Annotated in this window: 18 protein-coding genes and 1 pseudogene; all 19 read left to right on the top strand. The window is 35.7% G+C overall.

Going from position 1 to position 19,467, the window contains the following annotated elements:
* Nucleotides 1-96 precede the first annotated feature (96 nt).
* The 19 genes and pseudogenes from V514_RS20055 to V514_RS0114080 all read left to right on the top strand — a co-directional run bounded on the left by V514_RS20055 (nt 97) and on the right by V514_RS0114080 (nt 19,138).
* On the top strand, nt 97-273 hold the full coding sequence (locus V514_RS20055) for a CsbD family protein (protein WP_081715066.1): 177 nt from the start codon (nt 97-99) through the stop codon (nt 271-273).
* A gap of 99 nt (nt 274-372) precedes the next feature.
* Entirely contained in the window at nt 373-1,275 is a 903-nt protein-coding gene (rocF, locus tag V514_RS0114170; RefSeq protein ID WP_029500564.1) for an arginase, read from the top strand.
* A gap of 64 nt (nt 1,276-1,339) precedes the next feature.
* Entirely contained in the window at nt 1,340-1,903 is a 564-nt protein-coding gene (gene sigW / locus V514_RS0114165) for an RNA polymerase sigma factor SigW (RefSeq protein WP_029500563.1), read from the top strand.
* A gap of 12 nt (nt 1,904-1,915) precedes the next feature.
* Nucleotides 1,916-2,530, top strand: a complete 615-nt coding sequence (locus V514_RS0114160; RefSeq protein WP_029500562.1) for an anti-sigma factor family protein — start codon at nt 1,916-1,918, stop codon at nt 2,528-2,530.
* 125 nt (nt 2,531-2,655) lie between these two features.
* The gene (gene cdaA / locus V514_RS0114155; RefSeq protein WP_029500561.1) at nt 2,656-3,507 is read left to right on the top strand and encodes a diadenylate cyclase CdaA; all 852 of its coding nucleotides are present in this window, start codon (nt 2,656-2,658) and stop codon (nt 3,505-3,507) included.
* Nucleotides 3,500-4,792 (top strand): CdaR family protein, encoded by a 1,293-nt coding sequence (locus tag V514_RS0114150; protein WP_029500560.1) that lies wholly within the window; start codon nt 3,500-3,502, stop codon nt 4,790-4,792. Before cdaA ends, V514_RS0114150 begins: the two co-directional genes overlap by 8 nt.
* A gap of 42 nt (nt 4,793-4,834) precedes the next feature.
* Entirely contained in the window at nt 4,835-6,187 is a 1,353-nt protein-coding gene (glmM, locus tag V514_RS0114145; RefSeq protein WP_029500559.1) for a phosphoglucosamine mutase, read from the top strand.
* Between the two features lie 137 nt (nt 6,188-6,324).
* Nucleotides 6,325-6,834, top strand: a complete 510-nt coding sequence (locus V514_RS0114140; protein ID WP_029500558.1) for a type 1 glutamine amidotransferase domain-containing protein — start codon at nt 6,325-6,327, stop codon at nt 6,832-6,834.
* Nucleotides 6,835-7,330: 496 nt separating this feature from the next.
* Complete coding sequence (gene glmS, locus V514_RS0114135; protein WP_029500557.1) at nt 7,331-9,130, top strand: glutamine--fructose-6-phosphate transaminase (isomerizing); 1,800 nt, start codon at nt 7,331-7,333, stop codon at nt 9,128-9,130.
* 165 nt (nt 9,131-9,295) lie between these two features.
* Complete coding sequence (locus V514_RS0114130; protein ID WP_029500556.1) at nt 9,296-10,291, top strand: hypothetical protein; 996 nt, start codon at nt 9,296-9,298, stop codon at nt 10,289-10,291.
* A 116-nt stretch (nt 10,292-10,407) separates the two neighbouring features.
* Nucleotides 10,408-10,587: pseudogene (locus V514_RS20975) on the top strand (IS110 family transposase); the annotation flags it as partial.
* A gap of 92 nt (nt 10,588-10,679) precedes the next feature.
* Nucleotides 10,680-11,966, top strand: a complete 1,287-nt coding sequence (gene istA, locus V514_RS0114120; protein WP_029500554.1) for an IS21 family transposase — start codon at nt 10,680-10,682, stop codon at nt 11,964-11,966.
* Nucleotides 11,963-12,721, top strand: coding sequence for an IS21-like element helper ATPase IstB (istB, locus tag V514_RS0114115; RefSeq protein WP_029500553.1), 759 nt, complete (start codon nt 11,963-11,965; stop codon nt 12,719-12,721). The genes istA and istB overlap by 4 nt, the downstream gene beginning before the upstream one ends.
* Nucleotides 12,722-12,737: 16 nt before the next feature.
* Complete coding sequence (locus tag V514_RS0114110) at nt 12,738-13,622, top strand: transposase (RefSeq protein WP_029500552.1); 885 nt, start codon at nt 12,738-12,740, stop codon at nt 13,620-13,622.
* Between the two features lie 349 nt (nt 13,623-13,971).
* A complete protein-coding gene (locus V514_RS0114105) occupies nt 13,972-14,466 on the top strand; it encodes a Tn7-like element transposition protein TnsE (protein ID WP_029500551.1) in 495 nt (164 codons plus the stop codon).
* 211 nt (nt 14,467-14,677) lie between these two features.
* Nucleotides 14,678-14,881 (top strand): hypothetical protein, encoded by a 204-nt coding sequence (locus V514_RS19310; RefSeq protein ID WP_035944905.1) that lies wholly within the window; start codon nt 14,678-14,680, stop codon nt 14,879-14,881.
* Between the two features lie 107 nt (nt 14,882-14,988).
* Nucleotides 14,989-15,804 (top strand): DNA adenine methylase, encoded by an 816-nt coding sequence (locus tag V514_RS0114090; protein ID WP_029500550.1) that lies wholly within the window; start codon nt 14,989-14,991, stop codon nt 15,802-15,804.
* A 12-nt stretch (nt 15,805-15,816) separates the two neighbouring features.
* Nucleotides 15,817-17,802, top strand: coding sequence for an ATP-binding protein (locus V514_RS0114085; RefSeq protein ID WP_029500549.1), 1,986 nt, complete (start codon nt 15,817-15,819; stop codon nt 17,800-17,802).
* A gap of 16 nt (nt 17,803-17,818) precedes the next feature.
* Entirely contained in the window at nt 17,819-19,138 is a 1,320-nt protein-coding gene (locus V514_RS0114080; protein ID WP_029500548.1) for a hypothetical protein, read from the top strand.
* Nucleotides 19,139-19,467 lie beyond the last annotated feature (329 nt).

The raw sequence follows: 19,467 nt of genomic DNA, 5'->3' as shown, positions 1-19,467 counted from the left end.
TTCACGGTATGTGAAGAAGTTTTTTTGTTTTAATATAGTAAAGAGTGGGAATACATGTATTGTATAAATTAAAATTCTTTAGGAGGTTTTATTTTTATGTCAGAGTTCTCAGATAAACTAAAAGCCGGCGTCAATAAAGCAAAAGGTGAAGTGAAAGACCAAATAGGGAATGCTACAAACAATGCTAAGCTTCAAGCGGAAGGTAAGCTCGATAAAGCAAAAGGTGAAGCGCAAGAGAGAATTGCAGATTTGAAAGATAAAAATAATAAATAATAGAATGTAATAAATATAAATCCTCGTATGGTAATTTTTATCATATGGGGATTTTTTTCTGTATAATAATAATGAAAACGTATACAGGAGGAATCTGCTATGAATATGTTAAATATCTCAGTTATTGGAGTACCATCTGATTTTGGACAAAACCGCCGCGGCGTAGATATGGGGCCAAGTGCTTTGCGTTATGCTGGAGCAATTGAGTGCCTAGAGAAATTAGGGCATCAGGTTGAGGATTTGGGAGATTTACATATTGATAAAAAGTTTCATGATCAAGATCACCCAACATTAAAAAATGTAGATGGTGTAGTAGACGTATCAAAACGTTTGGCGAATGAAGTAAGTACTATAGTCAAGAAAGGGTCGTTTCCGATTGTATTAGGAGGCGATCATAGTATTGCGATTGGGACGCTTGCAGGTTTGGCCGAAAACTATGAAAATCTAGGTGTTATTTGGTATGATGCACATGCAGATATGAATACAGAGGAAACATCTCCTAGTGGAAATATTCATGGAATGCCGCTTGCTGTTGCAATGGGGTACGGAGCTAACGTATTAACGGATATTCAACAGGCGTTTCCGAGAGTAAAGCCAGAAAATATTGTTTTAATTGGTGCGCGTTCAATTGACTACGGGGAAAAGAAATTTATTCGTGAGCATGGTATCCAAGTGTATACGATGCATGATGTGGATCGCTTAGGTATGACAGCAGTGATGCAAGAAGCAATTATTCATTTAGAAGGGCAACATGTAGATGGCGTGCATTTGTCGTTAGATTTAGATGGTATTGATCCGATTTATACACCGGGAGTAGGTACACCAGTGCCAGGGGGATTATCGTATCGTGAGAGTCATTTAGCAATGGAAATGCTACAAGATTCAAATCTCATTACCTCGCTTGAGTTAGTAGAAGTGAATCCGATTTTAGATGAACGTAATCGTACGGCAGAAGTAGCGGTTACATTATTAGGTTCGCTTATGGGAGAACAACTTGTATGAAAAAATGAAACTTTTTAAAAAGTTATTCGTATATTAAACAAGCGAAGGTGGAAAGGACATCACAATGGATCCGTTAATCAACAAAAGAATTAAACAAGTACTTAAAGGTGATCAAAGTGCATACGCGGATATTGTGAGCCTTTATCAACAAAGCTTACATCAAGTATGCTATCGCATGCTTGGCAATAAAGAAGAAGCAGAAGATGCGGCACAGGAAGCTTTTATTAAAGCTTATATTCATCTGCACACGTATGATCAAAAACGAAAATTTTCTACATGGCTATATCGCATCGCAACAAATCTTTGTATTGACCGTATTCGTAAAAAAAAGCCGGATTATTATTTAGACGCGGAAGTACCTGGTACCGAGGGACTTGATATGTATTCACAGCTTGCTGCTGATGAACCTTTACCAGAGGAAGAACTTGAACGCATGGAGCTGCAAGAGCGCATCCAATATGAAATTAGCCGTTTACCGGATAAATATCGTGCGGTCATTATTTTAAAGTATATTGAGGAGTTACCCCTGCAAGAAATTAGTGATATTCTCGACATTCCTTTAGGAACCGTAAAAACGCGTGTTCATAGAGGGCGCGAAGCATTACGTAAGCAGTTGGGGGATTTGTAGGAGGTTATTTCTATGAAGCAATGTCCAGAGCATGTAGTTGAGTATATGCATGAATATTTGGATGGCGATATTAGCCAACAACATGAAAAAGAATTACGAACACATTTAAAGAGTTGTGATGCATGTAAAGAGCATATGAATGAATTAACGAATGTTGTAGCCTTTATTAAGAGTGCTGCAGTCGTTTCTGTACCTGTAGGTTTTACAACGAATGTTATGCATCGTTTACCTACTAAGCCACGTGCGTTAAAAGGTGTACAACGTTTCTTACGCAGACATCCAATGCTAATAGCTGCTGCAGTATTTTTGATTTTGATGAGTGCGACTTTATTTTCAAGCTTTAATAATTCACAGCAATTTTCCGTAACAAAAGCTCCTGGCATCGTGGTCGAGGGAGAAACCGTCACCGTTCCTGCGGGTGAAACAGTTAAATCTGATTTAGTTGTAGAGAATGGCAATTTGGTTGTCGAAGGGAATGTTGAAGGCAATGTGACCGTTGTAAATGGTAAGTACATGGCTTCAACAGCAAATGTCACTGGAAACGTTGAAGAAATCAATGAATCTTTTGAATGGCTTTGGTACTCGATGAAAAATGGCGTTAAAAAGCTCTTTGGGGCGGATAACTAATGAAACAGCTTAGGGGACTACTTGTATCCTTAAGCTGTTTTTATGTGTTCTCAGAAGGGTTTTTTTATGAACTATGCTATACTTGTCACATATGCACTTGCTAGAAAAGTGGGGGATCGAACCACATGAATTTTATACAAGAAATTAGTCAACTCGCAGACAATGAAGTAGTTAGATTGTTCCTCAATATTTTGGATATTCTACTCGTTTGGTATGTGATTTACAAAGGTCTTACTCTAATACGCGGAACAAAAGCAGTGCAATTGCTGAAGGGTATCTTTGTAATATTCATTATCCGCGTCGTAACTGTGTTACTCGGACTCGATACGCTCGGCTGGATTACGAAGCAGATTATTGATTTCGGTTTTTTAGCCATCATTATTATTTTCCAACCAGAAATTCGTCGAGCACTTGAGCAAATTGGTCGAGGTAAATTATTCTCTCGCAGTAGTAATCTGAAAGAGGAACAAGAGCAAGACCGCCTTGTACAGGCGATGACAAAATCGGTGGGCTATATGGCAAAGCGTCGTATTGGTGCATTGGTGTCAATTGAAAAAGATACGGGCTTAACGGATTATATTGAAACAGGCATTCAAATGAACTCTGAAATTTCATCTGAATTGATGATCAATATTTTCATTCCGAATACGCCACTACATGATGGTGCGGTAATCGTTCAAAAGAACAAAATTGCAGCAGCAGCATGTTATTTACCGCTTTCTGAGAATCCGTTTATTTCGAAGGAACTTGGTACACGTCACCGCGCTGCGATTGGTATTAGTGAAGTCACAGATGCTATTACGATTATCGTATCGGAGGAGACGGGCGGCATTAGTTTAACGGTGAATGGCGACATCCATCGAGACCTATCCCTAGAAGAGTTTGAAGTGCGCCTTCGCAGAGCGTGGTTCGGCGATACAACCGATCAAACGGTGCCGAAATGGAACTGGAGAGGGGGTAAAAAGAATAATGGATAAATTTATTGATAATCCTTGGTTATTACGAATTACAGCTCTTATTTTAGCTATCCTATTATTCTTTACGGTACAACCTGAAAGTAAAGAAGAAGCACAAAATACAGTTTCTGGTACAAAGGAAGAAACGCTTGAAATGCCACTGACGGTTCGCTACGACAATAGTAATTTTGTTGTCGCCGGTGAACCGAAAACAGTATCTGTTAAACTAAAAGGACCCATCGGCATTCTTTTACCGGTAAAGAACTCAAAAAACTTTGAGGTATATATTGATCTAAAGAATAAATCGATTGGTACACATAAAGTGAAAGTCCAAGTATCAGGGTTGTCGGATAAATTGGATTATACGATTGAACCTCATATGGTCACTGTTCAAATTGAAGAACGCATCTCAAAACAAGTAAAAGTTGAACCGCAAATTACGCAACAACAACTTGCAACGGGACACTACGTTGTTGCAGCAGCAGTGGCACCACAAACTGTAACGGTAACAGGGGCGGCAGAAGATGTGAATCGCATCGCCTATGTGAAAGCGATTGTACCAGGTAGTGAAATTGAAAAATCATTTGACCGTGATGTGCGCGTTAAAGCGTTTGATGCCGAGTGGAATCCACTTGATGTTTCATTCTCACCGCGTACGGTACATGTGACAGTTGACGTAGGTGAGTATAATAAAACAGTGCCTATTGTTGTGAAGCAAAAAGGCGAGCCGACAAATGGCATAAATATTTCGTCAATGAAGCCAGAAAAATCAACGATTACATTGTATGGACCAAAACAGCAAGTAGAAGCAATTGAAAGTTTGACGTTAAATGTAGATGTTTCTGATGTGACTGCATCAACGACAAAAGCAGTAGATGTTTTGTTGCCTGCTGGCGTAACGTATGCTTCAGATGCGAAAATAAATGTGTTGATTAGCACAGAAGTTGGGCAACCGACAGACGAAGAGCCACCACCTGCAAATAGTGACAATCAAACAGACGACGCAGATACAGTACAAACAACACAAAAAACATTGAAAAATGTACCTATTAACGTATTAAATTTTGATCCAGATGCGTATACAATTGATTTTGTGCGTCCAAATCCCGGGGTTGTTACATTAACAATTGAAGGGGAAAAGGATGCGGTCGACAAACTTTCGGCAGCTGACTTTAATGTAAGCGTGGAAGTGGAAGATGTAGCAGAAGGTACAAAAACAATGTCGATTCATGTGGAAGCACCTGAGGGCATTAAGGCAAAAGCATCTGAAACATCAGTGAAAGTTAAATTTACAAAAAAATCATAATGATTGATAGAGATATGTATGAGTTTTGAAGGAGAGAAAAACATGGGTAAATATTTCGGAACAGATGGCGTCCGCGGCGTCGCTAATAGTGAGCTAACACCAGAGTTGGCATTTAAATTAGGACGCATTGGTGGATACGTTTTAACGAAAGAAGCTACAGAACGTCCAAAAGTTTTAATCGGACGTGACACGCGTGTATCTGGTGAAATGTTAGAAGGCGCTTTAGTAGCAGGTTTATTATCAGTAGGAGCAGAAGTGATGCGCTTAGGCGTTATTTCAACTCCGGGGGTTGCTTATTTAACACGAGCAGTCAGTGCTAATGCAGGGGTTATGATTTCTGCATCGCACAATCCTGTAGAAGATAATGGTATTAAGTTTTTCGGTTCAGATGGCTTTAAATTATTAGATCATCAAGAAGCGGAAATTGAAGCGTTATTAGATGCAACAGAAGATACATTACCACGCCCGGTAGGTAAAGACCTTGGCAGTGTGAGCGATTATTTTGAAGGCGGTCAAAAATACATTCAATACTTAAAACAAACAGTAGATGAAGATTTTGAAGGCATTCATATCGCGCTAGACTGTGCGCATGGTGCAACGTCATCGTTAGCAGCACATTTATATGCGGATTTAGAAGCGGATTTATCAACAATGGGTGCAACTCCAAATGGTTTAAATATTAATGCAGGTGTTGGTTCTACACATCCAGAAGCATTGGCAGAACTTGTTGTCGAAAAAGGTGCTGACCTTGGTTTAGCATTTGACGGCGATGGCGACCGCTTAATTGCTGTAGATGAAAATGGTCAAATCATCGATGGTGACCAAATCATGTTCATCTGTGGTAAATATTTGCATGCTAAAGGCCGCTTGAAAAAAGATACAGTCGTCTCAACAGTTATGAGTAATATGGGCTTCTACAAAGCAATTGAAGAAAATGGCATGGCAAGCGTCCAAACAAAAGTTGGCGACCGTTATGTAGTAGAAGAGATGCGCAAAAACGATTACAATATGGGCGGCGAGCAATCAGGTCATATCGTATTCCTAGATTACAACACAACAGGTGATGGTCTATTAACAGGCTTACAACTTGTGAATACAATGAAAGCTACCGGTAAAAAATTATCTGAGCTGGCAGCGGAAATGACGATTTTCCCGCAAAAACTAATCAACGTTCGTGTAACCGATAAATATGCTGTGACAGACAATGCAGTAGTAGCTGCAAAAATTACAGCGGTAGAAGAAAAAATGGCTGGTGATGGACGTGTATTAGTACGTGCATCAGGTACAGAACCATTAGTGCGTGTTATGGTTGAAGCGCCTACACAAGAAGCTTGTGAACAGTACTGCACAGCAATTGCTGATGTTGTACGCACAGAAATGGGCTTAGCTGAATAATTTTTAATAGAAGGCGAGTGTGCTAAGAGAGCACGCTCGTTTTTTTTGTTTAAGGTTCTGATAGGTGGGAACAATAATACTAGAGCGTGATGCTCACATTACTGAGTAATTTTACATTAAATGAAGAGGTGTTTAATTTGGCAAAAGTAGCAACAGTCATTACGAATTTATTCGAAGATGTTGAGTTTACGGAGCCTGCAAAAGCACTTCGTGATGCAGGTCATGAAGTAGTAACCATTGAGAAAAAAGCGGGCGAGCAAGTTGAAGGGAAACATGGAGAGCAGCTGACAATCGACAAAGGAATTGACGATGTATCCGCCAATGACTTTGATGCGCTGCTGATTCCAGGTGGTTTTTCACCAGACCAATTGCGTGCAGATGACCGCTTTGTCGCATTTACAAAAGCGTTTATGGAAGCGGAGAAGCCTGTATTTGCTATCTGCCACGGACCTCAGTTATTAATTAATGCAAAGGCGCTAGAAGGACGTCATGCAACAGGGTATAAATCGATTGCCGTCGATATGGAATATGCCGGTGCTAAATTTAAAGATGAAGAGGTCGTTGTGTGCAACAATCAACTTGTGACAAGCCGTACACCAGATGACATTCCTGCATTTAATCGCGAAATTGTAAAGTTATTAAAATAATTGTGTTTACCATGTGAAATCGAAATCCTAAGCTTGCTGTGCTTAGGGTTTCTTATTGTAGGAAAAAGAAACTATTTTCATATTGAAACGTTCAATAATAAGACATCTTTTTTTAATGGGAACCTTTTCAATTTTAGTTTCTGATTGACTATTAAAATGGGATTCAGTATGATTGTAATGCAATTTACAAAAAGAGGTTAGACGTCTTTAAAACTGCGAAGGAGGATTGTGTTGCAGTAAAAATCGGAAAACAGTTATAGCGCCAGTACTAAGGGAATCAAGCCACACAGCCTTAGTAGACGAGGTGGAGGAGTATCGATGTTTCGGCGGATGCCTCCCGGTCGTATTGCCCGATCGATGATGATTTTTAAAACAATGAAGTAATTCGTTGGACAAAGAAGTTATCAGGCAAATTATACAAATGGATGAACCTATCTATCGATAAGGTTTAGTTTCGTATGGATAAAAATTTGCAAACAATTCGGAGGAATTTATTATGTGTGGAATCGTAGGATATATTGGTCAACTAGACGCCAAGGAAATTTTATTAAAAGGACTAGAAAAATTAGAATATCGTGGTTATGACTCAGCAGGTATCGCTGTTATGAATGAAGCAGGCGTACATGTATTTAAAGAAGTCGGTCGTATTGCAAACTTACGTGGTGCAGTAGACGAATCAGTAGAAGCAACTGCTGGTATCGGTCACACACGCTGGGCTACACACGGGGTGCCAAATCAATCAAACGCGCACCCTCATCAAAGTGCATCAGGTCGCTTTACTTTAGTACACAACGGAGTAATTGAAAACTACCACTTACTACAACAGGAATATTTACAAGGCGTGACAATGAAGTCAGATACGGATACAGAAGTCATCGTGCAATTAGTAGAGCACTTCGCAAATGAAGGCTTATCAACAGATGCCGCATTCCGTAAAACATTATCATTACTACATGGCTCTTATGCACTTGGCCTTTTAGATGAGCAAGACGGCGAAACAATCTATGTAGCGAAAAATAAATCACCATTATTAGTCGGTGTAGGCGATACATTTAACGTAATCGCAAGTGATGCAATGGCGATGCTACAAGTCACAAACCAATTCGTTGAGCTACACGATAAAGAAGTCGTCATTGTAAAAGCAGCCCATGTGTCAATCGAAAAACTAGATGGCACAAAAGTAGAGCGCGCGCCATATACAGCTGAATTAGATATGAGCGATATCGAAAAAGGCACATATCCACATTACATGTTAAAAGAAATTGACGAACAACCAGGCGTTATTCGTAAAATTGTGTCAGCATACACAGTAGATGGCGAGCTTGCGATTGATGCGGCTATTCAAGCGGCATTAAGCGAAGCGGATCGTCTGTACATCATCGCTGCAGGTACGAGCTACCATGCTGGTTTAGTCGGTAAACAATACTTTGAAAAAATGGCGAAAATCCCGGTAGAGGTGCATATTGCAAGTGAGTTTGGCTACAATATGCCACTACTTTCTGAAAAGCCTTTATTTATCTTCATTTCACAATCAGGTGAAACAGCAGATAGTCGCCAAGTGTTAGTAAAAGTGAAAGAGCTAGGCTATAAAGCGTTAACAATTACAAACGTACCAGGCTCGACATTATCACGCGAAGCGGATTACACATTGCTATTACATGCGGGTCCAGAAATCGCTGTCGCGTCTACAAAAGCGTACGTAGCACAAGTTGCGGTACTTGCCATTGCTGCTTATGTAGAAGGAAAAGCACAAGGCGTATCATTCGACTTTGATTTAAAAGCTGAACTTGGCGTAGCCGCAAATGCGATTCAATCAATTATCGATAAAAAAGAGGACATTCAACGAGTGGCAGATGCCGTGTTAAAAACGACACGTAATGCATTCTTTATCGGTCGCGGTATCGATTATTGTGTAAGTATGGAAGGCGCCTTGAAACTAAAAGAAATTTCATATATTCAAGCGGAAGGTTTTGCTGGCGGTGAATTAAAACACGGTACAATCGCGTTAATCGAGGATGGTACACCAGTATTTGCGCTTGCTTCACAAAAAACAATGAGCTTAAACGTACGCGGCAATATGAAAGAAGTTGTAGCGCGCGGTGCAAACCCAATCATCATTTCGATGGAAGGCATGGAAGAAGTGGGAGACTCAATGGTATTACCAGCTGTACAAGAGTTATTAACACCGCTTGTGACTGTGATTCCATTACAATTAATTAGCTACTATGCAGCGCTATATCGCGACTGTGACGTTGATAAACCACGCAACTTGGCCAAGTCAGTAACGGTTGAGTAGGCTGTGGATAAGGTTTGAATGAATCTGTGATTGGATAATAAAGTTGTTTAAATATTTGAACTATTTTCACCCGTTCGCTTATAATTAAAATAAGCGAACGGGTGTTTTTGTTTAGATAGTCATTATCTTGTTTACTGTTTAATAAATAATAGGAGGTTAAATACCTTGGAGATTAATTACAAAGATTTTTTAACTGTTAACGACTTTTTTAATAAACAAGTTTTTTTAGACAGTAAGTATCAGCTTAATAAAAATACTATTAGAAGAAATGCTATAACAAATGGCAAATCACCTTGGAAAGGAGCAATTCCTCAAGATGTTTTAAAGTGGAAATTAAGTTTAGTTGATACTTTTATTGATTTTACGCCTACAAATTCTCAAGTGAAAATAAAAAATATACAAGCTTTAGAAGAAAGTGAAGTACGTATAGTTTCTTTTACATTAGGTATGTTATTTGCACAGTGCTACGTTCAAAAATTCATGGGTGTTAATCAACTGTATCATTTAAAAAATTTGATAAAAGATAAGGTTATTACGGTATCGACGAAAGGGAAATTTCCAGATTTTGTTGGGTTTAATCGGAGTTTTGATGAAGTCTATTTAATTGAAGCAAAAGGATCTTCAACTAAAAGAAATTATATGTCTAATAAAACAATAGAAGAGGCTTCAGAACAATTAGAATCAGTTTTAACAATTGTAACTCATCAAATAGTTAGAGGTCAGAGCTATGATAAATTGTATTTCGGAGGGAATTTAAAAAAATTTATAGTAGCAACGCATCCAGATATACAAAATAATCTAACGCAAGAAGTAATTGATCCAACAGAAGGAAAAGATAGCCGTTTAGTGATGGATGTAGATAAAGCAGTATATTTATATTACGAAAATTTACTCTTCATACTAAATCATTCAACTAAAAGAAAAGAAGTAATTTTAAATAATTCATACGTTATTTTTGATGTTCAAGAGTTCAACTGTAGTTTTGGATTGTTAGTTGATATTTATGAAATTTTGAATACATATTATAAAAAAGATTCTAGAAAAGTTGAAAGTGAAGGTTTAAAAGAAAAGATAGATAAATCTCTGGAAGAATTTAATGGACAAAGAGAATTAGAGTACATTTCTATTGGCGATGATGGAATAATTTCAATGGATAATTAAAAAGGAGCATTCCTGTTAGAAGGATTTCAGAGACTTGAAAACAAAAAAGCCCTCCTGTATGATGCTTGAGTGTCAACAGCCATTGACTCGCACATCTACAGAGAGGACCTATTCAAATGAATTTTAATACGAATGAAAAAATAAATCAAGTTTCTGAAAATACACTCGTTATCGGCATCGATATTGCCAAACGTAAACACTATGCTTGTGCAGTTGACGATCGAGGACGTATCCTTCAAAAATCCTTTCCGATTATCCAATCTAAAATTGGATTTGATGACTTTTATGAGCGTCTATAAATGCTAATTTAAACGTGTACATATAAAATCGCTTAAAGATGTACAAATTTGCCATTAAATGTAACATACTAGAACTTGAGGTGAATAGTATGTACATAAATTTAGATGTTCAAACGGATTTTGAAATTAAGAGTCTTTCAGACTTAAAAAAATTCAAAGAATTGATGGTGAATTTAAAAATGAAGATTAATAAGAGCCAGTTAGCTAGAGAGCTAGGTGTAGATCGAAGAACCATTGATAAGTATTTAAAGGGATTTACGCCTAAAAAAACAAAAGAAAAAAAGTCGATTTTAGATGGGTATTACGAGGTAATAGCTGCGCTATTATCGGAGGATTCAAAGCAAGTTTTTTATTACAGACGTGTCCTATGGCAATATTTACAAGATAATCATGGATTAAACTGTGCGCCGTCTACGTTCAGAAGGTACATCGCTAAAAAGCCCGAGTTTGCGGCATATTTTGAGAGAAGAATAAAAATGCCATCAAACAAAGGAGAAGCAAGATTTGAAACACCTCCGGGTTATCAAGCACAATTTGATTGGAAAGAAAGTCTTGTATTTGAAACAAAAGACGGAGAAAAAGTAGAAGTGAATGTAGCAGCGCTAGTATTAAGCTATTCGAGATTCAGAATATTCACGTTAACACTTCATAAAACACAAGATATTCTTTTCTCATTTTTAGCGGATTCATTCGAAAAAATCGGTGGTGTGCCTCAAGAAATCGTGACAGACAATTTAAAAACAGTCATGGATGAAGCGAGAACAGAGTACTACAAAGGAAAAGTAAATAAACGCTTTGAAGAATTTGCGAAGGATTATAACTTTAAGGTACATCCGTGCAAAGCAGGACGACCTAAAACAAAAGGAAAAGTCGAAACGCAAATGAAGTTTTTGGATGAAATTCATGCATATCAAGGTCAGCTGACCTTGAAGGAACTGTATGATTTCGTGGAGAAATTAAACAATCGAATTAATCAGTCCTATCATCAAGGAACTGGAAAAATCCCTATCTTTGCGTTAGAACAAGAAAAGAGCTCGCTTCTCCCGTTACCAGCGGAAAAAATTAAGAGCTCTTATCGCATCAAGCATGAACTTGTGCGAGTTAATACATCAAGTATGGTGTCCTATAAATCCAATCAGTATTCAGTCCCACCCGAGTACATTGGAAAGAAAGTAGGTATCCAAAAACATGATGATCAATTATGGATTTATTATAACATGAAGTGCATTGCCCAACACCAAGTAACGAACAATAAATTAAATATACGAGAATCAGACTATCGAGAAACCTTACAACTTTCATTACGTAACTATCCAGATATTAATGAATTAGCCAAAAAGAATCTTAAAATTATTGGGGAGGCCTACGATAAATGATATCTCAGACAAACTATAAACAATTACTTTCAAATTTAGAGTATCTAAAGTTAAAGCAAATGGCACTACATTTAGATGAAGTCATCGACTTCAGTATCGCTAATCAAACAACATTCATTGATACACTAGTTAAATTGACAAGCTATGAAGTTGATCTAAGGGAAAAAAATATGGTTCACGCAATGGTGAAAGTAGGTGCTTTCCCAAATTTAAAAGAAGTAAAGGACTTTGAATTTGAGTTCCAGCCATCTATAAAACAGCAGCAAATTCAGGATTTATTGACATTAAGATTTATTGAAAATCAAGAAAACATCGTCTTTCTTGGACCCAGTGGGGTTGGCAAAACACATTTAGCTTCAGCTATTGGAATAGCAGCAGCAAAGAAACGCACTAGCACGTATTTTGTGAAGTGTCATGATCTTATTCAAAATCTCAAGAAAGCCCATCTTGAGAATCGACTTGAAAGTCGATTAAAGCACTATACGAAATACAAATTATTGATTATAGATGAAATTGGCTATCTACCAATCGAAGCTGATGATGCGAAACTTTTCTTTCAACTTATTGATAGACGATATGAACATAGAAGCACCATATTTACAACGAACGTAAATTTTAAGGAATGGGATGGGATTTTTCAAGAAGCAAAGTTAGCCAATGCGATTTTAGATCGCATCTTACACCACGCCACCGTTATTACGATAGTTGGAGATTCATATCGTTTAAAAGACCATTTAGCATCTGAGGATGCGTGATTTTGTGCACTGTTAAGTGAGCGCTTATGTACATAGATTAGTTGACATTTATAACCGTTGGTACTTAATTAAAAACGCCAAAGAAACGCTTTTTAAATGGCTCGAAAGACATCTGCCAGGACAAATTGAATGGCATCAAGTAAATGATATAGAGGTCGTTAAGACCTCCGAAGAAAAGCCGATTGATGAACTGAAGTGGCAACTAATTCAGCAAGTACAAAGGGATTACATCAAAGGAATACGCATTACCCAGCTCTCTATAAAGTATCAACTAAGCCGAGGAACTATCTATAGCTATTTGAAAAGACACTCGCCACCTAGAAAAACGAAGCGTAAAACAAAGACGGCTCAACTAAAGCTACAGCCATATTATGAAATGATTATGATGTATGATGCCAAGCGTCTCACAATGAAACAGATTCTTGAAAAAATCCGTTCAGCGGGTTATGACGGGAGTCGCTCCGCATTGCGTCGGTTTTTAGAACCTTATCGTGCGAGCAAAAAGAAACAAATCACACAAACAATAACGTATCGTATCTCTAGGATGGATGTCTCTCGATGGATTTGGAAAGGATTTAAGACGCTTAGTGAGGAGCAAAAGCCAGTTCTCGCACACTGTCAAAAGCTTTATCCATTTATTAAAGCGATTGAGCAATTAGTACAAACTTATCGTACACTTTTTCGCAAACGAGATGTTAATCGTTTAATAGAATGGATGAATGCGCAAATTGGGAATAAAAATGCCCCATTTTATAGTTATAGTATTGGATTACGTTTAGATTTGGCAGCTGTAAAAAATGCTTTTAACTTACCATATTCAAATGGTTTATTAGAGGGTCAAGTAAATCGACTTAAATTGATTAAGCGTATGATGTATGGACTGCGAAACCAGATTTATTAGAAAAACGGATGCAATATCGAATTTAACATTATGTAAAAATAACTTTAAATTTTAACTATACATAAGTATGAATATTTTCACCAAAAGTACGTAAGAACCTAGATTAGTTGACATTTATAAGCCAAGAAAGCGTATAATTCTCCCCCTTTCATCGTCAGGTGATTATGAAGCTGATGCAACAGTTGATGGTCGTACAAATGAATTTGATGAGGTAGTAACTGATACTTTAACTCATGAGTATATTGATGCCCTAATAATTACAAAACAAAAAACGGTTTCGACTAAACAACGTGAAGGAATTGATGATAATACTAAAAAGACAGTCAAGGTAGATAATAATAGCCGTTCCATGGGTGATATTGGCGGGACAAATATATTAAGGGGCTTAGAAGTTAAGTCATTACAAAATACATATGTTAATGGTGAATTAGCGGATTTTAAAGAAGTGTTAAATGAATTATCAAGAGCTTATTTTGTAGATAGTGTGGAGGCATATGTTGGTGAATTAACCAATATAGGAAAGCGTTCATTTGCGTTTTTAGATGATGGCATTACACCTAGGAAGTATCTCGTGGCATATATAAAACTAAGAAACGGAAAAGAAGTTGTATTATTAGAAGTTGAACGAGCTGGGCGTAGTGTGTCTACTTTAATTATTACACCCTTGAATGGGTCAAATATTAAATTATATATTGAGCCTTTATTAAAATACATTATATTCAGCTCAGGTAGTTGGTTAAAAGAAGGTTTAGTGAAATGGGAAAAGAGCTTAGCAATTTATAAAGTAAAGCACACAAGTAACTTTAAAAAATCGGTAATTAATAAAATATTTGATATAAAATAGTTTAATAACAAATATTAAAAAGAAGGTCATTCAAATTGAACGAAGCCTTCTTTTTAATTTGAATATGTCTCGAATATTTTATTAGCTAAATCGATAATTAATTTTATTTCTAAATCAGATTTTGATTTTAGTTGTTCAGAAAACATATGTACAAGTTGCTCAGTCTCAATAGATAACTGTTTCATAGGACCACTTAACACATATTACATGTTTGAATGCGTTAGCTATTGTAGGAAATGAATTGATTAATGAAAATTATTTAGTGAAATCACAGCAGCTTGATTCAGTTAAGATTGCAAATAAATTATTGAATTTAGGAGAGATTGACTGGTCTTCTAATGGCGAATTGAAGTTTGTAAAAGGTATAGCGGGGATGAAATTTTTAGCTGAAGATATTAGAAATTGTGTGAAATAATACAGGTATTTTCAACTTTATATTCCAAAAATTAATATAATTGTTATAATCATTATATCTGTTTGTGTTAAATTTGCGATAAAATGAGGTTAGTAAGGAGGTTTTCGATGTCTACTAAAGAAATTTTACCTTTTTTAACATGGGCTGGTGGGAAAAGATGGTTAGTGAATAATCATTCAGAAATTTTTCCGTTAAAATTTAATGTTTATATTGAACCGTTTTTAGGCTCGGGTTCTGTCTTTTTTCATTTAAAACCTCAGAAAGCCGTTTTATCCGATATAAATGGAGATTTAATCAATACCTACTTAGCGTTAAAAATGGATTGGCAAAATGTATATAAACATTTAAAAGTTCATCAAAGAAAACATTCTTCTGATTATTACTACAAAATACGTGGTTCTAACCCTAGAAAATTAGAAACAAGGGCTGCTAAATTTCTTTATTTAAATAGGACTTGCTTCAATGGTATTTATCGAGTCAATAAGCAAGGGAAATTTAATGTTCCAATAGGATCTAAGCAGAATGTAATTTTAGACACAGATGACTTTGAGGAAATTTCTAGTAGATTAAAAAATGTGCTTATTTTGAATGATGATTATGAATCCGTAATTAATAGGGCTAATAGAGATGATTTTATATTTGTTGATCCTCCATATACTGTTAATCACAATGAAAATGGATTTATTCAGTATAATGAGAAACTTTTTTCATGGGCTGATCAGATTCGACTTTGTGAGGCTTTAGTTAGAGCGCGTAATAGAGGAGCGCAAATTATGGTAACAAATGCTAACCATGAATCTGTTAGAAATTTATACAAAGAACATGGATTTGAATATCAAATTGTATCACGTTTTTCGGGAATATCTTCAAAAGCTAAAGGTAGAAAGAAATATGAAGAAATTATTGTGAAATCTAACTTTTAAAGAGGTGTTATTATGTCGGCGATTCAAAGTTTAGTAACTAATGCAGTATTAAGTAACAGTCCCCTAAAAATGCTAAAAGACTTCTTAGATGAACAACATCAACTTCATTCCGCAGGGATAAAACAAGGTTATCGATTTATTGGATATGTTTTAGATTTAGGTTATGATACAGCTAAAATTATTACGTCAGATCCTTATAAAATTGCTGTAGGAGGAATTCCAAGAGGCAGTTTCTTAATTTTAGCTTTAGATGAAAGAGATGAACAAGGAAAACTTATTCAAAACGGATTACCACCCCATTTCACTTTATTACGGGTGAAATCAGTTTCTTCAACACCCCTGAGTAATCAAGTACAACAAACTTATTTTGAACTTCATAAAAAATCTATGCCTGAGTTAGATATTTGGACACAGGCGGAATTACAATGGGGAGCTTTAGAATGTGATGTTATAGGAATGTTTTATCCAGATCCATCCGATAATACTACAGTAGAGTTTTCTGGTGATGTTAATAATGTAGTAAGCGCTCATAAATATAAAGTGTTTTCTCCAGATAAAGATTTATTAGATTTAATACTTAATGGATTAGTAAACAAGAATAATCAACAACACCTTGGAATTTTTAGACCTACAGAGTGCCAAATTGGACTATCGAATAACAATTATCCAGAAATAAATATTTCTATTGAGGATTTTAAGGGACGTCGTACTGCCATGTTTGGTAAAACCCGACTTGGAAAGTCAAACGTAGTTAAAGTACTGGCGGATTCTATCATTAGAACTTCTGCAACGACACAAGATGTTGGTCAATTAATTTTCGATATTAACGGAGAATATGCAAACGATAATCCACAAGATGGAAATCGTTCACTTGCTTCAGCACATCCTAATGATTGTGTGGTATATGCTCTTAATCCTAGAAATGCTATTTTCAAAGAGTTAAAAATAAATTTTTCTGATCAGCCTGATAGTGCAATATCTATTTTAAAATCTTTCTTAGAAAGAGATAAAAAAACATCTGATTATATTAAAAGTTTCGCTAATGTAGAGTTACATTCTATTACGGAAATAAAAGCTGAGTCAGATAAGGGGAAACAAATTAGAGGTATTAGGAAAATTCAAATGTTTTGGGCCATATTAAAAAGTGCAGGTTTTAGTATGGACGAGTCAAAATTAGTTTCATTGAATCTCTCATCAGGAACTAGTAGAGGATTTAATCCAGGTTATAGTAAAAACTTAAGAGAAGCAATTTATAATGGGAATGTACCAAATCACCCTAGTTCTCTTAATGAATTAGTTAATGAATTAAAAATTCTATCAACATTTGTACAAAATAATAAAGATTCAAAATTATTGATGGGTTCTTCTGAGCCTTTATTTGACCATGATGCCCTAGCACTTTTAAAGTTTCTAAATCCTGGTGTAGGTTCTGGGCCGCAGATTCTAACAAGCTATCGACAATACCACTCTCCAAATGCGGGAGATTTTATTACTGAGATTATTCAGCTTTTAAATGATGGAAAAACAGTTATTTTAGATTTAGGAAATGCCGCACAAGAAGTAAGACAGTATTTTTCCGACATGCTATCTAAAGCTGTATTCGCTGAACAAGAAGATAAGTTTGTTTCAAATGCACTAGGTAACCATTTTATTCAATTATATTTTGAAGAAGCACACAATTTGTTTCCTAATAGTAATAAAGATAATGATACAGTTTATCATCGTTTTGCAAAAGAAGGTGCGAAATTTCATATTGGAATGGTATATTCGACACAATCGCCTTCTACAATTAGTCAAGAATTATTAGTACAAACTGAAAATTTCTTTGTAGGTCATTTAGCTTCTACAAATGAAGCAAATGCATTATCTAAACTACAACATACATTTAGTGGGCTTGAAGAAGATATTAAAAAATCTAGAACTCCCGGATATATGCGAATTCTCACAAATTCACATAGGTTTGTAATACCAGTTCAAGTTAAAAAGTTTACAGTTTAAGGAGGCACAGAATCTGATGGCTTACAATTCTAACGGTGGCTTACCCTTTGAAAGTGCTTCAAAATTGGGTCACATAGCTCTAATGAATTCTGAATGGATTGCTTCTTTAATAAAAGATTTTGAAGCACAGTATAGTTCGCCGAATTCAAGTATTACTTCAAATTGGACTGAATTTAGTAGTAGTTCACAAAATCTTATTGACCAAATTTGGGTTGTAGATGGATCTTATGTTCCAGTTCAATCAGATGCCATACCTCCCAAAGAGGTAGCATTCATTAAAACTGCTATTTTAAATATTTCTGAAACATCTTTAAAAAATGTTGATAAATACAATCCACACCCAATGGATTTACAGAAAATTATGAAAGATAGCGCTCTATTTCATTCTACAGTTCTACCTTTAAGAAATATTAAATCTAGTAAAGGTACTAATTTTGATACTATCAGGAATATTATTTTTGAATCTATAAAAATTGATGAGAATGGTGAATATTTCGAGACGTTGAAATGGTTATCTTATCAAAAATGGTTAGTTACACCTACTAAATCACCTTCCTTTAATTGTCCATACTGTGAAATGAATTTGGAATTTACAGTTAACCTTGAAAAAATGAACTGTACAACTTGTAGTAAAGAATTATATTTAACTGATATGGTTGGTTTTCACCTCGATATGACTGAAGAAAGGGCTACAGACGCTATTGCTTCAGCTTATATGTCTATCATGGAACATTTAATGCTATTTACTATAATAAGATTATATTGGTCAAAACAAGATAAATCTTTCTTTACGAATACTTTGTTTATTAAAGATGGTCCATTAAGTCTAAACAGCCAATATGTAAAATTGATTCCTCGTATACGCGATTTTTTAGAGTTTGCTAAACAAAAAGGTGTACTTATTAATATAATTGGTCAAGAGAAATCAGGGAAGTTTGTTGATCACTTATCGATTGTGAGTAGATATGTAAAACCTTTAAAAAAAGATGAAAAGCTTCATTATCATGTACTAAGTCATGAGTATGTTGAAAAAGAAGTTCAAGATAAACCGAGTACTATTAATTATGGGGAAAGATCCAATTGGGGAGAAAAGGTGCTTGTAAAAGTCGATCCTGTTACACAACTGGTGATTAATGTACCAACAGGAGATTATTTGGATAGAAAAAATGCCCCTTTAGCAAACGAATTAATTAATTTAGAAGTTATTCTAAATGTTATACCAGATATCATTAGTAGAAGATATTCAGGAGGTTTATATCCTATTGAATTGGCGAACGGTATAGCCTCACTTTCAAGTTATCCATCAGCTAAAATACTTCAAAAATTATTAGAATAGATTCAAAACATAGAGCCATTTATACTCGTTATACTAGAGGATTGTAGGTAATGCAACAATCAAATCAGTTTATCGTAATTTTCATTTTTAGAAGATTATATGGATATTTTAATCAATCTTTTTTATAAAAAATTTAATCAAGATAAAATTCAACCTATCTATTTTGGTCAATCTTTGTTCAAATTGCGTGGGTTTCTTTTATTATAAAATCACTGTTTGCGACCCTCTTTTGATCAATCTTTATTCCGCCGCAACATGAATTGTAGATTTGAAATAAAGATGCGACGTTTGTAAAAAAGTTGCGATGAAACACCCTTTTGAATTATTTG

This window comes from Kurthia huakuii LAM0618, assembly GCF_000505545.1.
Lineage (GTDB): Bacteria > Bacillota > Bacilli > Bacillales_A > Planococcaceae > Kurthia > Kurthia huakuii.
This window is presented reverse-complemented; position numbering and strand designations above follow the sequence as displayed.

Coding starts and splice junctions, on each gene's coding strand:
- V514_RS20055 (WP_081715066.1), top strand. CDS start 97: ATGTCAGAGTTCTCAGATAAACTAAAAGCCGGCGTCAATAAAGCAAAA.
- rocF (WP_029500564.1), top strand. CDS start 373: ATGAATATGTTAAATATCTCAGTTATTGGAGTACCATCTGATTTTGGA.
- sigW (WP_029500563.1), top strand. CDS start 1,340: ATGGATCCGTTAATCAACAAAAGAATTAAACAAGTACTTAAAGGTGAT.
- V514_RS0114160 (WP_029500562.1), top strand. CDS start 1,916: ATGAAGCAATGTCCAGAGCATGTAGTTGAGTATATGCATGAATATTTG.
- cdaA (WP_029500561.1), top strand. CDS start 2,656: ATGAATTTTATACAAGAAATTAGTCAACTCGCAGACAATGAAGTAGTT.
- V514_RS0114150 (WP_029500560.1), top strand. CDS start 3,500: ATGGATAAATTTATTGATAATCCTTGGTTATTACGAATTACAGCTCTT.
- glmM (WP_029500559.1), top strand. CDS start 4,835: ATGGGTAAATATTTCGGAACAGATGGCGTCCGCGGCGTCGCTAATAGT.
- glmS (WP_029500557.1), top strand. CDS start 7,331: ATGTGTGGAATCGTAGGATATATTGGTCAACTAGACGCCAAGGAAATT.
- istA (WP_029500554.1), top strand. CDS start 10,680: ATGTACATAAATTTAGATGTTCAAACGGATTTTGAAATTAAGAGTCTT.
- istB (WP_029500553.1), top strand. CDS start 11,963: ATGATATCTCAGACAAACTATAAACAATTACTTTCAAATTTAGAGTAT.
- V514_RS0114105 (WP_029500551.1), top strand. CDS start 13,972: ATGGGTGATATTGGCGGGACAAATATATTAAGGGGCTTAGAAGTTAAG.
- V514_RS0114090 (WP_029500550.1), top strand. CDS start 14,989: ATGTCTACTAAAGAAATTTTACCTTTTTTAACATGGGCTGGTGGGAAA.
- V514_RS0114085 (WP_029500549.1), top strand. CDS start 15,817: ATGTCGGCGATTCAAAGTTTAGTAACTAATGCAGTATTAAGTAACAGT.
- V514_RS0114080 (WP_029500548.1), top strand. CDS start 17,819: ATGGCTTACAATTCTAACGGTGGCTTACCCTTTGAAAGTGCTTCAAAA.